We start from the raw sequence: 14,396 nt of genomic DNA on the forward strand, positions 1-14,396 counted from the left end.
TTTAATGTCCCAGACCCACATCCAATGGATGGCTGCAGCCATCTTCGCTATAGCTCTCCTGCATACCTTCGCGGTAAAGCAGTTCGAGCGACTCTCCCATCGTTTCCCCAGGCACGCAGGACTCTTTCACCTTCTCGGTGAGGTAGAGGTCGTTTTCGGATTTTGGGCGATTGTGCTGATCGTCAGCCTTTCGTTTGCGTCGGGCGGCGCTGATGCATTGGCATATGCAGAGTCCCGGAACTACACCGAGCCGCTGTTCGTGTTTGTGGTCATGGTGGTAGCGGCATCGCGACCCGTGCTGGTCACCGTGATCAACCTTTCCAATGTCCTTGCGCGCGTGGTGCCGGTGCGCACGCCGCTGGCAACTGCATGGCTTGGTTTAGCGGCTGTGCCGTTGCTGGGCTCCCTGATCACTGAGCCAGCGGCGATGACCATCGCTGCGCTGATGCTCGCCCCTCAGGTTTTTAGACCGGACGTCCCCGAGCGGGCGAAGTATTTCGCGCTTGGTGTCCTGTTCGTCAACGTATCCATAGGCGGCACACTCACGTCGTACGCCGCGCCTCCGGTACTCATGGTGGCCACCACCTGGCAGTGGGACAGTGCGTTCATGCTCGCCAACTTCGGTTGGAAGGCCGCGATTGCGGTTTGCATCAACGCGACCGCCGCCACCTTTGTGCTCCGCCGCTCACTGGTTTCTGTATCAACCAACGACAGCGCGGCTGCTGCGCCCGTCCCTTGGTCCGTAGTCGCAATACACCTTGGTTTCCTCGCGAGCGTTGTGCTGCTTGCTCATCACCCGGTGGCGTTCTTGGCGCTGTTCCTGATGTTTCTCGGTTTCACGCAGGCTTACGAACGGCACCAGAGCCCACTAATCCTGAAGGAAGCGCTGTTGGTGGGCTTTTTCCTTGCAGGTCTTGTCGTGCTGGGTGGCATGCAGCAGTGGTGGCTCCAACCCATTGTGTCGGCCCTCGCGCCGCTGCAATTGTTCTTCGGCGCTCTGGGCCTTACGGCCATCACTGACAACGCAGCTCTGACCTATCTGGGATCTCTCATCGAGGGCATGTCCGACGAATCGAAATACATGCTGATGGCGGGTGCTGTTGCCGGCGGTGGCCTCACCGTGATCGCGAACGCACCTAACCCCGCGGGCGTGGCATTGCTCAAGCGAGGATTTGAGGACGAGACGATCAGCGCTGGCGGCCTTCTCATGGGAGCCTTGGTTCCTACCTCTGTGGCAGCGGTGGCGCTATTGCTGCTTTGACGCATCCCAGTGTCCGCAGTTGGCTGATAGCAGCCGGTTGAAGCATAGCCTCTGAGCCGTTTACGCCGCAGGGCTGGTTGTTCGGCTTGACTGCTTCATGAAACTCCGCAGCGGGCACGCATAGTCAGCCCATTCTTGCATGATGACTGCGCGTTTTTCGAACATGTCCCCCCGGCGGTAAGCCGCCTCTGTCTTCGTATCAATCGTGTGGGCCAGGCACAGCTCCACCGCATCGCGTGGGTGGTGCGTGGTTTCGCCGGCCCAGTCTCGGAACGTGCTGCGGAAACCGTGAGGTACGGCTGCCAGCTCATGGCGGCGCATCAGTGCTGTGAATGCCATGTCAGACAGGGGACCCTTTCGGTTGCTGGGGAAGACATGCTCCACTAGGTCCTCGCGCGCAGCGCCCTGCGTGCTCAGCAACGCCACCGCCTGCCGCGACAGGGGCACGCGATGTTCCCGGTTGGCTTTCATGCGTGCAGCAGGAATGACCCACAGGGCCGCATCTAGATCAACCTCGCTCCATACCATGCCGCGCACCTCGCCCGACCGCACTGCAGTCAGGATCAGAAAGCAAAGAGCGCGCGCACTTTGACCATCTACAGCGGCAATCTGCCGGTAAGCGGCGGGCAGATCGGCCACGGGTACGGCCGCGCGATGTTTAACCGGCGCAACCTTTTCTGGGTTGGCCAGGATGTGTTCCAACTGGCCGCGCCAGCGAGCCGGGTTCGGGCCGCTGCGGTGTCCGTGTGCGGTAGCCCAATCCAGAACCTGTTCAATCCGCCCGCGCACCCGCGTGGCTGTTTCGGTCTTGATTTTCCAGATGGGCGAGAGCGCTCGCAGGACGTGGGACTGCTCAATCTCGGAGACAGATAGCCGACCAAAGTGCGGTGACGCGTAGGTGGTAAGGGTGTTGCGCCACTGCTGGGCGTGCTTGGCGTTGCGCCAGGTGCTTTCGTGTTCGGCAATGAAGGCATCGGCGGCCTTGTCGAACTCCAGTCGCTGGGCGGCAGCCAGCCTGGCGGCCTCGCGTTCGTCCTGGCGTGACTTAATGGGGTCGGTGCCCGCATCGCGCTGCCCCAGCGCAGCGCGGGCAGCTTCACGTGCGGCGGCCAGCGTCACCCCGGGATAGCTGCCGAGGCCCATACGCCGACGCTGCCGCATGTGCACATAGCGGAACACCCACGTGCGGGACCCTCCCTCGATCCGCAAATACAAGCCACTCACTCCGCCTACAGCGTGCGAGCCTTCCCCGCGCAGCCTGGAAACTTCCAGCGCGGTCATGTCAAGGATTCGCTTTGGCATAGGTCAATTTCTGTAGGCCATCATGTATGCCATAAAAATTTGAACTGAGCATGCGAATCGCTTGGACGCCGTTTGCAAAGATACTGTACAAAACACCATGAAACAGAGCGTACCACGTTGTTTTATATAGGGTCAATGCCGAAGGCAGACGTAAAAAAACCCGCTGGTTTAAGGCGGGTTTTTTCAGCTCTGGCGGAAACGGAGGGATTCGAACCCTCGATGAGGCTCTACACCCCATACTCCCTTAGCAGGGGAGCACCTTCGGCCACTCGGTCACGTTTCCAATCCCACTATTATGCCTCATTTCGGGGGCGGTTCTGGCGGATCAGGCGGCGGCTGGTGCAGCTCGACGGCCTTGTGCAGGCTGCACGGCCAGCTCCACATACTTTTCGTCGATCACGACGAGGTCTTGATGTCGGAGGTGGAGATCATCGGGCTGCTGATGCCATCTTCGCTCAGCACGCGGAACATCTTGGCGGCACGACCACGTGGTTGCGCAGCAGAGCCCATCGAAGTGCGGCCGTGTTTGTGAACGATCAAATGCCGCTGGATTTTGGGGTGTCACGAATCCGGGGACACGGCGCAGTGGTTGGTGAAAAACAGGTTCTAGCGCGCCGCCGTTCTTCGTACAGATCAGGGGAGCAAAACCTGGTGACTGTACCAATCGAGGTGCAGCCCGCTGCGTACTACAAATCCCCGCCCCACCTTGATGTGGATGCGGTGGCCCCGCGTGGTGCAGGCCGCGACCTGGCCCAGCAGCTCGTGGAGCTGCGCTGCCGCGGGCGTGGTCTGGTGCTGGGTGCGCAGCCAGTGCCGCAGCACGTTGGCCTGCCGCGCCCGGCCCAAGCGCTGCAGAAGTTGGATGGCGGGGGGCGTGCCGACCACCTGCGCATCGTCGAGGGCCAGTTCGTCCAGCAGCTCTGCGGCCTGCGCTGCGTTCGATGCGGACCGCGCGAAAGTGTCGCGGAACGCCGGGAAGGCGGCCTCGAGCGCAGGCAGCAACTGGGCGCGGATGCGATTGCGGGTGAAGCGCTCGTCAGTGTTGGTGGGGTCTTCCACCCAGCTATGGCCCTGGGCCCGCAGCCAGTTGCGCACATCGGCAGCGGACACCTGCAGCAGGGGGCGGTGCCACTGCAGGCCCGACCGCTCCCACTGCGCAGGCATGGCCGCCAGGCCTGCCACGCCGGCACCGCGCGACAGGGCCAAGAGCACGGTCTCGACCTGGTCGTCCGCGTGTTGGGCCAATGCTATGGATTTGATAGCTTCTGGCGCTTGTCTGCCCAGCGCTACGGCATCCAAAGCCTTGTACCTGGCCTGCCGGGCCGCGTCTTCCGGGCTTTGGCCGGGCGCGGGCCGCGCATCCAGGCGGCGGATGGCCAACGGCACGTTCAGGTCCTGGCACAGGGCCACGCAGTGGTGCTCGAAGCCGTCGGCGGCTGCCTGCAGGCCATGGTGCACGTGGATGGCCCGCACCTGGCCGGGCCAGCGTCGCGCGCAGGCCAGCAGTAAGGCAGTGGAGTCGGCACCGCCGCTCAGGCCCACGGCCAACGGGAGCGCTGGCGCGAATGCCTGGATCGCGGCGTCGAAAGGCTGGGTCACGCCAGGCCCTCTGACATTGCGGTTGTGACGTGCCCGGCCCGATCAGCACGACACACGCCGACACGACGCACGATGGCACGTTCTAAAAGATCCAAACGACAGCAACCCATTCCCATAGGAGCGGATTATCGCGGCGTCTGCACACACCGGTCCCATTGCGGCCCTATCGCTGCCCCAGCGCAGTAGCGCCCTGCACTGCAGCCGCACCGGGGCGGCCCCGGCACCCGCAGGACGTCAGCCGCGCGACGCCGTCAGGCGCGGCGCGGAGTGCGCGGAGTCGCTGGACAGGCGGAAGGTCCCCACCACTTCGGACAGCCGCACCGACTGGTCCTTGAGGCTTTGCGCGGCGGCGGCGCTCTGCTCCACCAGGGCGGCGTTCTGCTGCGTCATCTGGTCCAGGTGCGCCACGGCCTGGCCGACCTCGCCGATGCTGGTGCTCTGCTCGTTGGTCGACGCAGTGATCTCGGCCATGATGTCCGTGACGCGCTGCACCGAGGTCACGATGTCGGTCATGGTGGTGCCGGCGTCGTGCACCAGCCGCGAGCCATTTTCGACCTGCTCGACCGACGTGTTGATCAGTGTCTTGATCTCGCGTGCGGCCTCCGCACTGCGCTGCGCTAGGCTGCGCACCTCGCCCGCCACCACGGCGAAGCCCCGGCCCTGCTCGCCGGCACGCGCGGCCTCCACGGCCGCATTCAGCGCGAGGATGTTGGTCTGGAAGGCGATGCCGTCGATCACGCCGATGATGTCGTTGATCTTGCGCGAGGCCGCGTTGATCTTGTCCATGGTGGTCACCACGTTGCCCACCACCGCACCGCCATGCTGGGCCACGCTGGATGCCTGGGCGACGAGCTGGTTGGCCTGGCGGGCGGCATCGGCGTTCTGCCGTACGGTCTCGGTGAGCTGCTGCATCGACGCCGAGGTCTCCTGCAGGCTGGACGCGGTGAGTTCGGTGCGCCCGCTCAGGTCCCGGTTGCCGGTGGCGATCTCTTCGGCCGCCACGCGCACCGACCCGCTTGCCTCGCGGATCTGGCCCAGCACGCCCGAGAGCTTGCCGGCAAAGTTGTTGTAGCTCGACGCAATCTGCGCCAGCTCGTCCTCGCCGTGGGTGTCGATGCGGCGCGACAGGTCACCGTCGCCCTCGCCCACTTCGTGCATGGCATCGCGCACCTGCGTCAGGCGGCGCAGGCGCTGCGTCAGCACCGCTGCCAGCAGCGCGACCGCAATGGCCAACACCACGATGCTCGACACGACGGACGTGGTCAGCATGGCGCGGATGGGGGCCATGGCTTCGCTTTCATCGAGCGCCACCACCAGCATCCAGCTCGTGCCCGCGATGGGCACCACCGTGAGCAGCCGCTGGCGCCCGCCGATGTCCATGCCCAGCAGCTCCCGGCTTTTGGCGGCGGCCTGCAGCTTGTCGGACGTGAGGGCGGGCGCCAGGTCGGTCAGGGGCTTGAGTGTGAGCGCTGCATCAGGGTGGGCAATGATCTTGCCGTCGCTCGACGCCATGAAGCCGAAGCTCTGGGGCGTGGGCCGCACCGATGCCACGGTGGCCACGACGGACTCCATGGACACATCGCCCGCAGCCACCCCCTTGAGGGCCGACCCCGCCCCCACGGGCGACGCGAAGGTGACGACCAGCTTGCCGTCGGATGCGGAGATGTACGGCGGCGTGATGACCGGGCCGCCAGCCGCAGCGGCCTGCTTGTACCAGGGCCGGGCGGTCGGGTCATAGTCGGCCGGGAGGTTGCGCGTTTCCGAAAAGACGTATTTCTTGTCGGCAAAGCCGAAGTAGAAGGTGGAGAACTTGCCCGCGTCGCGCAGCAAGGCCAGTGTCTTGACCGGTTCGGGCTCGTCGAAGGCAGTGACGGAGGCCGCGACGATCAATGCCTTGCCACGCCCCCACTCCTCGATGGTTTCCACGTGGCTCTTGGCGGTAGCCAGGCTCTCTTCGATAAGGCTGTCCCGCGCCTGGCTGCGCGCCACCAGGAAATTGGCCACGGTCAGCACCAGCAGCGCCAGCACCAGGCAGGCCGACGACAGTGCAAGGATCTGGCCTTTGAGCGACTTGAGCAGCGACATGGACACTCCTGCATCCCCCGGTGGTGGGGGGCATGACCATGCTACATCCGGTTGCAACCTCCGCGCCAGAGGTTACACGCGCACCTACAGACCGCGTTGGCCCCAAACGACAGACGGCCCCGAAGGGCCGTCTTTGCGGGGCGCCGCCGCGCGGCGCTGCACCGGGGGATCAGCGGCTGTCCGCCTTGGTGTCGCTGAAACGGCCGTAGCTTTGCAGGCGCTCGTAGCGGCGGTCCAGCAGGTCCTTGACCTTGAGGTCGGCCACCTGGCGGAAGGCGTCGCCCAGCGCACGCTTCAAGAAAGCGGCCATCTGCTTGTGGTCGCGGTGGGCGCCGCCCACGGGCTCGCTCACGATCTTGTCCACCAGGCCCAGGGCCTTAAGGCGGTGGGCGGTAATGCCCAGCGCGTCGGCCGCTTCCTGGGCCTTGTCGCTGGTCTTCCACAGGATGGAAGCGCAGCCCTCAGGGCTGATCACGGAGTAGATGGCGTACTGCAGCATCACGACCTGGTCGCCCACACTGATGGCCAGTGCGCCGCCGGAGCCGCCTTCGCCGATGATGGTGGTGATGATGGGCACTTCGAGTTGCGCCATCTCGAAGATGTTGCGGCCGATGGCCTCGGACTGGCCGCGCTCTTCGGCGTCGATGCCCGGATAGGCGCCGGGTGTGTCGACAAAGGTGAACACGGGCAGCTTGAACTTCTCGGCCGTTTTCATCAGGCGCAGGGCCTTGCGGTAGCCCTCGGGCTTGCTCATGCCGAAGTTGCGCGCGGCACGCTCCTTGGTGTCGCGCCCCTTCTGGTGGCCGAGCACCATGCAGGCGTGGCCGTTGAAGCGCGCCAGGCCCCCCACGATGGACAGGTCGTCCGCGTAGTGGCGGTCACCGTGCAGCTCGACAAAGTCAGTGAAGATGTCGCGCACGTAGTCGAGCGTGTACGGGCGCTCGGGGTGGCGGGCGATCTTGGTGATCTGCCAGGGCGACAGCTCGCTGTAGATGTCCTTGGTGAGCTGCTGGCTTTTCTTGCTCAGCTGGTCGATCTCTTCCGAGATATCGACGGCACTTTCGGTCTGCACGTAGCGCAGTTCTTCAATTTTGGACTCGAGTTCCGCGATGGGCTGTTCGAAATCCAGAAAGGTCTTTTTCGCCAACGTTATTCTCCTAAAGGCTCATGCCGGTAAGCGGCGGCCACGAATGGCCCGCACTGTAACCGACATGTAACGAGTTTTGTAAAAGCGCGTCAGGCGGCGTCGTCAGCCGTTCAAGCCACCGTTCCATCTGTTCATTCAGTCTGCACCGGCAGGGGGTCGAGCGAGCGCCAAATATACCAAGTCGCCACGCTGCACCAGGGCTTCCAGGCTTCCGCCACTTCGCGCGCGTCGCTGCGGCTGACGGGGTCGCCCGAAAAATAGTTGTGGCTGATGCCGGCGATCAGCCCTGGGTCGTCCAGGGGCAATACGTTGGGCCGCATCAGATAGAAGATGAGGAACATCTCGGCCGTCCACCGGCCGATGCCGCGGATGGCGACCAGTTCGGCAATGATGGCTTCGTCGTCCATGGCCGCCCAGTCCTTCACATGCAGCTTGCCGCTCTCGAAGTGAATGGCCAGGTCCACCAGGTAGTCCACCTTGCGGGCCGACAGGCCGGCGGCGCGCATGTCGTCGATCTTGAGCTTGAGCACGCTGGCGGGCTTCATGCCGCGCGGCAGCAGCGCCACAAAACGCTCCCAGACGGCTTGCGCCGCGGTCACGGACACCTGCTGGCCCACGATGGAGCGCGCCAGCGTGACGAACGCGTCGCGACGTGTGCGCAGCGCGGCGTCGCCGAACTGCGGGATCAGGCGCTTCATCACCCGGTCCTTCTTCATCAGGTGCTTGCAGGCCTCGGCCCAGTAGTCAGGCGTGGGGGGCGTCAACGGCGAGTCCGCGGTGTCGACCGCTATCTTTTTAGTAGCTGCCACCGCTTACCCCACGAGCGACAGGCGCATTTTTTGCATCAAACACGGGCTCACTGCGCTGCTTCCCATGTGGTGCCGGCGGCGGAGTCCTTGAGAACGATGCCTTGCGCCAGCAGCGCCTGGCGGATGCGGTCCGCCTCGGCAAAGTTCTTGGCGGCCTTGGCGGCGGCGCGGGCGGCGATCTGCGCTTCGATGTCGGCACCGCTGGCACCTGCACCGGCCTGCAGGAAGGCCTTGGGGTCGCCCTGCAGAATCCCCAGGCAAGCGCCCAGGGCCTGGAGCAGACCGGCCAGTTCGGCCGACCGGGTCTTGTTGACCTCGCTGGCTAGGTCGAACAGAACGGCCACGGCTTCGGGCGTGCCGAAGTCTTCGTCCATCGCCGCCTTGAAGCGGGCGGCGTAGGGGTTGGTCCAGTCGATGGCAGGGACTTGCGCAGGTGCCACCAGGCTCAGCGCCGTGTACAGGCGCTTCAGGGCCTGGCGGGCGTCGTCCAGGTGCGCATCGCTGTAGTTCAGCGCGCTGCGGTAGTGGGCGCGCACGATGAAAAAGCGCACCGTTTCGGCGTCGTAGGTCTTGAGCACGTCGCGGATGGTGAAGAAGTTGCCCAGGCTCTTGGACATCTTCTCGTTATCCACCCGCACGAAGCCGTTGTGTACCCAGAATTTGGCCAGCGGCTTGCCGGAGGCGCCTTCGCTCTGGGCGATCTCGTTCTCGTGGTGCGGGAACTGCAGGTCCGCGCCGCCGCCGTGGATGTCGAAGGTCTCGCCCAGCGTGGCGCCGCACATCGCCGAGCACTCGATGTGCCAGCCGGGGCGGCCGGAGCCGAATTCGCTGTCCCACTTGGCCTCGGGCGGCTCCTCGGGCTTGGAGGACTTCCACAGCACGAAGTCGAGCGGGTCTTCCTTGCCGTCCAGCACGGCCACGCGCTCGCCGGCGCGCAGCTCATCGAGCGACTTGCCCGACAGCTTGCCGTAGCCGTCGAACTTGCGCACGGAATAGTTCACGTCGCCGTTGCTCGCGCGGTAGGCCAGGCCCTTGCCTTCCAGCTGGCCGATGAGCGAGAGCATCTGGGGCACGTACTCGGTGGCGCGGGGCTCGATCGAGGGCGGCTCGATGCCCAAGAGGCTGATGTCCTGGTGCATAGCCGCGATCATCTCGTCGGTGAGCTCGCGGATGGTGATGCCCCGCTCCAGCGCGCGCTTGATGATCTTGTCGTCGATGTCAGTGATGTTGCGCACGTAGGTCACACGCAGGCCGCTGCTCTTGAGCCAGCGCTGCACCACGTCGAACGCCATCATCATGCGGGCGTGGCCGATGTGGCACAGGTCGTAGATGGTCATGCCGCACACATACATGCGCACATGGCCGGGTTCGAGCGGGGAAAAGTCTTCCAATGCACGCGACAGCGTGTTGTAGATGCGCAAACTCATGGGATTTTGGTAACGGGGGATGGGGTGGTGGGTGAATGAAAATTCACCCGGCAGCTGGGGGCAATGGCCCCCGGCGAGGGTTGGCCCGGCGTGGGGCCTACAGCGAAATCACCCGCGGCAACAGCGTTCCGTCATGACAACCCCCTCAGCTACAATCCGCCGCAGTATAAGCCCCCGCTCCTGCGGGCCGCTGCCCAACTCCCCGGAATCCCCCCATGAAGCCAGTCCTCTGCACACTTCCACGACTTCTGCGCCTGGCGGCGCTGACCGCGCTGTTGAGCACGGGTGTGGCGCATGCCGATGACTACGCAGACATCGCCCAACTGCTCAAGACGGGCAAGTCCGCCGAAGCGCTGGCCAAGGCCGACCAGCGCCTGGCAGCCAACCCGCGCGACCCGCAACTGCGCTTTCTGCGCGGCGTGGCGCAGGCCGACAGCGGCAAGCCCGCCGACGCCATCACCACCTTCACCAAGCTGACGGAAGAGTACCCGGAGCTGCCCGAGCCCTACAACAACCTGGCAGTGCTCTACGCCAACCAGAACCAGCTCGACAAGGCCCGCACGGCGCTGGAGATGGCGATCCGCACCAACCCGAGCTACGCCACCGCGCACGAGAACCTGGGCGACATCTACGCCAAGCTGGCCAGCCAGGCCTACAACAAGGCCCTGCAGCTCGACGCCACCAACGCCAACACCGTCAAGCCCAAGCTGGCACTGATCCGCGAGCTGTTCTCTGCCGATGCTGCCAGCAAGTCGGGCCGCCCGGCAGCCGCTGCCGCTCCATCCCCCGTGGCTGCTGCAACGCCCAAGCCTGCCCCTGCGCCCGCGCCGGTGGTGGTTGCTACGCCAGCGCCGACACCAGCACCTGCCCCTGCGGTCAAGGCGGCACCAGCCCCTGCACCCGCTGCAGCACCCACACCAGCCACCGCCCCTGCGCCATCGCCTGCTGCGGCACCAGCCCCAGCTTCTGCCGCACCGTCTCCGGCTGCCACCCCGGCTCCAGCCCCAGCCGCAGCCGCGTCCGACGCCTCCGTGCAAGCAGTCACCGCCGCCGTGCAGGCCTGGGCCGCAGCTTGGGCCGCCAAGGACATGAGCGCCTACCTGGGTGCGTACGACAAGTCTTTCGACCCACCCGGCCGCCAGGCACGTGCCGCCTGGGAAAAGGAGCGCGAATCGCGCATCGTGGGCAAGTCTAAGATCAGCGTGCGGGTGTCGGACCTGAGCGTGACCGTCAGCGGTGACAAGGCCAAGGCGAGTTTTCGCCAGGCCTACAGCGCCGACTCGCTCAACGTCACCAGCCGCAAGACGCTGGACCTGGTGAACAACAACGGCCGCTGGGCCATCGTCCGCGAATCCACGGGCGGCTGATCGTGGCGCCAGACACAGCGCCTGCGCCTGCCGCGCAGGCGTTTTTTCATTTCTGCCATCACTGAGCCAAAGACACGCATGCTGGTGGAGTTGACCGCACGACGCCGCCGGGCCGCGGCTGGCACCCTGCTGCTGGCGGCGCTGTTGCAGGCCGCCCCACCGGTTGCCTTGGCACAAAGCCACAAGCCGCGCCGCGCCGCCACAGAACCCACCCACGCGGCCAAGCCTGCAGACAAGCCCACCGAGCTGCGCGACGGCCAGGCCGAGTCGCGCCTGCTGGCGGTCTACCAGCTCATCGGCGAAGGCCGCCAGCGCGAGGCCCTGGCACAGGCCGAAAGCCTGGCGCGCGACTACCCGAACTTTCAGCTGGCGCAGCTGGCCGTGGGCGACCTGATGATGTCGCGCACGCGGCCCATCCGCCGCATGGGCGACGTGCCCGTGCCCGACTCCACCCGCAGCATCCAGGCCTCCGCCGTGCTCGAAGAGCTGCGCAACGAGTCGCGCCAGCGCGTGGACGCGCAGCGCAGCCGGCCGCCCGCCAACACCATCCCGGCGCAGTTTCTCGAGCTGTCGCCCCGCTCGCGCCACGCCATCGCCGTGGACGCGTCCCGCTCGCGGCTGTACCTGTTCGAGAACACGGGCAAGGGCCTGCAACTGGTGGCCGACTACTACGCGTCGGTCGGCAAGCTGGGCACCGAAAAAGCTGCCGAAGGCGACCAGCGCACGCCGCTCGGGGTGTACTTCATCACCAGCCGCCTGGACCCTTCCACGCTGAAGGACTTCTACGGCGCGGGCGCCCTGCCAATCAACTACCCCAACCCGCTGGACCAAAGCCGCGGCAAGACCGGTGGCGGCATCTGGCTGCACGGCACCCCGCCCGACCAGTTCGCGCGCGCACCGCTGGCCACCGATGGCTGCCTGGTGCTGGCCAACCCGGACCTCGAACGCATCCTGCGCACGGTGGAGCCCCGGTCGACGCCCGTCGTCATCGCCCGCCAGCTGCAGTGGGTGGCGCCGCACAGCGTGAACGCCGAGCGCAAATCGTTCGAGGCGGTGCTCAACGCCTGGCGCAACGCCAAGACGCAGGGCGACATGACGCGCCTGCTGGGCTTTTATGCACCGGACTTCCAGACCTACCGCAAAAAACCGCTCGAAGAGTGGATCCACGTGCTCAAGGCCGAGACCCGCGCCCTGCAGGGCCGGGAACTCCATCTCAAAGACAAGTCTTACCTTCGGTGGACAGATTCCGCCGACACCATGGTGGTAACGTTCGGCGAAGTCGCCGAAGGCGCCCGCACGGGCCCGGTCAAGCGCCAGTACTGGGCGCGGCGGGGCCAACAATGGCAGATATTTTTCGAAGGAGTGATTGGATGATTTCCAGAAGAAATTCGACCCTGGCGCTTGCCAGCATTGCGCTGGCAGCTACGTTTTCCGTAGCAAACGTGCAGGCGCAAGAGGCCCCCAAGGTCAAGCTGGCCACCTCGATGGGCGACATCGTCGTGCAACTCGACCCCGCCAAGGCACCCAAGACGGTCGAGAACTTCCTCGCCTACGTGAACGACAAGCACTACGACGGCACGGTGTTCCACCGCGTGATGAACGGCTTCATGATCCAGGGCGGTGGCTTCACTGCCGATATGCAGCAAAAGCCCACCAAGCCCCCGATCGCGCTCGAAGCCAACAACGGCCTCAAGAACGACAACTACACCATCGCCATGGCGCGCACAGGCAACCCCAACTCAGCCACCTCGCAGTTCTTCATCAACGTGAAGGACAACGACATGCTGAATGCCCCCAAACCCGACGGCCACGGCTATGCCGTGTTCGGCAAGGTGGTGAGCGGCACCGACGTGGTCGACAAGATCAAGGCCGTGGCCGTGGGCAACAAGGGCCCACACCAGAACGTGCCCAACACCCCCGTCACCATCAACTCCGCCACGTTGGTGAAGTGATCCCTTTTTTTGCTGATTCATTGATTCATTGATCGAAAGAACCTTGCCATGAGCAACCCCCAAGTCGAACTGCACATTGCCGGCTACGGCGTCATCACCCTCGAACTCGACGAAGCCAAGGCCCCCAAGTCCGTGGCCAACTTCCTGTCGTACGTGAACAAGGGCCACTACAACAACACCGTGTTCCACCGCGTGATCCCCGGTTTCATGGTGCAAGGCGGCGGCTTCGAGCCCGGCATGAACCAGAAGAACTCGGACGCGCCCATCGAGAACGAAGCCAACAACGGCCTGAAGAACGCCAACTACACCGTGGCCATGGCCCGCACCAGCGACCCGCACTCGGCCACCGCCCAGTTCTTCATCAACGTGGCCGACAACGGCTTCCTGAACCACACCGCACCGTCGGCCCAGGGCTGGGGCTATGCCGTGTTCGGCAAGGTGGTCGGCGGCACTGACGTGGTAGACAAGATCAAGGCCGTGAAGACGGGCCGCAAGGGCTTCCACGACGACGTGCCGAAGGAAGACGTGATCATCGAAAAGGCCGTGGCACTCTGAACATGACATTCCCCTGTGGCGCTGCGGCGGCCCCGGTTGCGGGCCCCGCGTACATCACGCAGCCCAGGGGATGATCGACATAAGCACAAGCCCAAGCCTTTTTGTGACCACGACCGTGCCCCGGTTCGAGGAGCTCATCGCTCCCTCGCACTGGCGCACGGTCGAATTCATTTCAGACCTGCATTTGCAGGCCAGCGAGCCGGCCACGGTGGCGGCCTTCGAGCACTACCTGCACACCACGACGGCTGACGCGCTGTTCATTCTGGGTGACCTGTTCGAGGTGTGGGTGGGCGACGACGCCATCGACGAGCCCGGCAGCTTCGAGGCCCAGGGCTGCGCCGCGCTCTGCGCGGCATCGCAGCGCAGGCCGCTGTACTTCATGCACGGCAACCGCGACTTCCTGGCGGGGCCCGCATTCTTGCAGCGTACCGGCATGACCGGCCTCGCAGACCCCACGGTCCTTGTCTTCGGCCACCAGCGCATCGTGCTCAGCCACGGCGACCTGCTGTGCCTGGACGATGTGGACTACCAGCGCTTTCGCATCCAGGCGCGCAGCAGCGCCTGGCAGCAGGCCTTTCTGGCCCAGCCCCTGGCCACGCGCCGCGCCCAGGCCCGCGGCATCCGCCAGGAGAGCGAGGCCAAGAAGCAATCCGGCGTCACGTACGCCGACGTGGACGGCCCTGCCGCCATCGCCTGGCTCCAGTCTGCGGACGCCAGCACGATGGTGCACGGCCACACCCACCGCCCTGCCACCCATGCGCTGACCCCGAAACTCACGCGTGTAGTACTCAGCGACTGGGATGCTGCTGCATTACCCCCGCGGCTGGAAACACTGCGTTTGTCGGCCCAGGGCTTGGAACGCGTCGCACTCGACCCCAGGTAGGCTGTGTCT

12 protein-coding genes, 1 tRNA gene and 1 pseudogene are annotated in these 14,396 nt (G+C 65.2%); 6 read left to right on the plus strand and 8 right to left on the minus strand.

Features of this window, described 5'->3' with window-relative positions:
- Nucleotides 1-4 precede the first annotated feature (4 nt).
- Complete coding sequence (locus ACSQ3N_RS18655; protein ID WP_436147092.1) at nucleotides 5-1,261, plus strand: putative Na+/H+ antiporter; 1,257 nt, start codon at nucleotides 5-7, stop codon at nucleotides 1,259-1,261.
- 60 nt (nucleotides 1,262-1,321) lie between these two features.
- On the opposite strand, the gene ACSQ3N_RS18660 is transcribed toward ACSQ3N_RS18655, so the two are convergent.
- The 8 genes and pseudogenes from ACSQ3N_RS18660 to cysS form a co-directional block, all read right to left on the minus strand.
- Nucleotides 1,322-2,542, minus strand: a complete 1,221-nt coding sequence (locus tag ACSQ3N_RS18660) for a tyrosine-type recombinase/integrase (RefSeq protein WP_436147093.1) — start codon at nucleotides 2,540-2,542, stop codon at nucleotides 1,322-1,324.
- 211 nt (nucleotides 2,543-2,753) lie between these two features.
- Nucleotides 2,754-2,846 (minus strand) — tRNA-Ser (locus tag ACSQ3N_RS18665).
- A gap of 17 nt (nucleotides 2,847-2,863) precedes the next feature.
- Nucleotides 2,864-3,049, minus strand: a pseudogene (locus ACSQ3N_RS18670) (ACT domain-containing protein); the annotation flags it as partial.
- Between the two features lie 147 nt (nucleotides 3,050-3,196).
- Nucleotides 3,197-4,162, minus strand: a complete 966-nt coding sequence (gene tilS, locus ACSQ3N_RS18675) for a tRNA lysidine(34) synthetase TilS (RefSeq protein ID WP_436147094.1) — start codon at nucleotides 4,160-4,162, stop codon at nucleotides 3,197-3,199.
- Nucleotides 4,163-4,396: 234 nt separating this feature from the next.
- On the minus strand, nucleotides 4,397-6,247 hold the full coding sequence (locus ACSQ3N_RS18680) for a methyl-accepting chemotaxis protein (RefSeq protein WP_436147095.1): 1,851 nt from the start codon (nucleotides 6,245-6,247) through the stop codon (nucleotides 4,397-4,399).
- Nucleotides 6,248-6,416: 169 nt separating this feature from the next.
- Nucleotides 6,417-7,394 (minus strand): acetyl-CoA carboxylase carboxyltransferase subunit alpha, encoded by a 978-nt coding sequence (locus tag ACSQ3N_RS18685; RefSeq protein ID WP_056169948.1) that lies wholly within the window; start codon nucleotides 7,392-7,394, stop codon nucleotides 6,417-6,419.
- 131 nt (nucleotides 7,395-7,525) lie between these two features.
- Nucleotides 7,526-8,110 (minus strand): DNA-3-methyladenine glycosylase family protein, encoded by a 585-nt coding sequence (locus ACSQ3N_RS18690; protein ID WP_436147976.1) that lies wholly within the window; start codon nucleotides 8,108-8,110, stop codon nucleotides 7,526-7,528.
- A gap of 140 nt (nucleotides 8,111-8,250) precedes the next feature.
- Nucleotides 8,251-9,630 carry a cysteine--tRNA ligase gene (gene cysS, locus ACSQ3N_RS18695; RefSeq protein ID WP_436147096.1) on the minus strand — a complete coding sequence of 460 codons (1,380 nt, stop codon included), beginning with the start codon at nucleotides 9,628-9,630 and terminating at the stop codon, nucleotides 8,251-8,253.
- A gap of 215 nt (nucleotides 9,631-9,845) precedes the next feature.
- Here cysS and ACSQ3N_RS18700 point away from each other — a divergent pair, with 215 nt between their 5' ends.
- The 5 genes from ACSQ3N_RS18700 (at nucleotide 9,846) to ACSQ3N_RS18720 (ending at nucleotide 14,387) form a co-directional block, all read left to right on the plus strand.
- A complete protein-coding gene (locus tag ACSQ3N_RS18700) occupies nucleotides 9,846-10,997 on the plus strand; it encodes a L,D-transpeptidase Cds6 family protein (RefSeq protein WP_436147097.1) in 1,152 nt (383 codons plus the stop codon).
- A gap of 78 nt (nucleotides 10,998-11,075) precedes the next feature.
- Complete coding sequence (locus tag ACSQ3N_RS18705) at nucleotides 11,076-12,371, plus strand: L,D-transpeptidase family protein (protein ID WP_436147098.1); 1,296 nt, start codon at nucleotides 11,076-11,078, stop codon at nucleotides 12,369-12,371.
- Complete coding sequence (locus tag ACSQ3N_RS18710; protein ID WP_056169959.1) at nucleotides 12,368-12,949, plus strand: peptidylprolyl isomerase; 582 nt, start codon at nucleotides 12,368-12,370, stop codon at nucleotides 12,947-12,949. The genes ACSQ3N_RS18705 and ACSQ3N_RS18710 overlap by 4 nt, the downstream gene beginning before the upstream one ends.
- Before the next feature lie 48 nt (nucleotides 12,950-12,997).
- Entirely contained in the window at nucleotides 12,998-13,504 is a 507-nt protein-coding gene (locus tag ACSQ3N_RS18715; protein WP_056169962.1) for a peptidylprolyl isomerase, read from the plus strand.
- A gap of 103 nt (nucleotides 13,505-13,607) precedes the next feature.
- Nucleotides 13,608-14,387, plus strand: coding sequence for a UDP-2,3-diacylglucosamine diphosphatase (locus ACSQ3N_RS18720; RefSeq protein ID WP_436147099.1), 780 nt, complete (start codon nucleotides 13,608-13,610; stop codon nucleotides 14,385-14,387).
- Nucleotides 14,388-14,396 lie beyond the last annotated feature (9 nt).

Source organism: Acidovorax sp. LjRoot194 (assembly GCF_964253015.1).
In the GTDB taxonomy this organism is placed as follows: domain Bacteria; phylum Pseudomonadota; class Gammaproteobacteria; order Burkholderiales; family Burkholderiaceae_C; genus Acidovorax.

Coding starts and splice junctions, on each gene's coding strand:
- ACSQ3N_RS18655 (WP_436147092.1), top strand. CDS start 5: ATGTCCCAGACCCACATCCAATGGATGGCTGCAGCCATCTTCGCTATA.
- ACSQ3N_RS18660 (WP_436147093.1), bottom strand. CDS start 2,542: ATGACCGCGCTGGAAGTTTCCAGGCTGCGCGGGGAAGGCTCGCACGCT.
- ACSQ3N_RS18680 (WP_436147095.1), bottom strand. CDS start 6,247: ATGTCGCTGCTCAAGTCGCTCAAAGGCCAGATCCTTGCACTGTCGTCG.
- ACSQ3N_RS18690 (WP_436147976.1), bottom strand. CDS start 8,110: ATGAAGAAGGACCGGGTGATGAAGCGCCTGATCCCGCAGTTCGGCGAC.
- cysS (WP_436147096.1), bottom strand. CDS start 9,630: ATGAGTTTGCGCATCTACAACACGCTGTCGCGTGCATTGGAAGACTTT.
- ACSQ3N_RS18700 (WP_436147097.1), top strand. CDS start 9,846: ATGAAGCCAGTCCTCTGCACACTTCCACGACTTCTGCGCCTGGCGGCG.
- ACSQ3N_RS18705 (WP_436147098.1), top strand. CDS start 11,076: ATGCTGGTGGAGTTGACCGCACGACGCCGCCGGGCCGCGGCTGGCACC.
- ACSQ3N_RS18710 (WP_056169959.1), top strand. CDS start 12,368: ATGATTTCCAGAAGAAATTCGACCCTGGCGCTTGCCAGCATTGCGCTG.
- ACSQ3N_RS18715 (WP_056169962.1), top strand. CDS start 12,998: ATGAGCAACCCCCAAGTCGAACTGCACATTGCCGGCTACGGCGTCATC.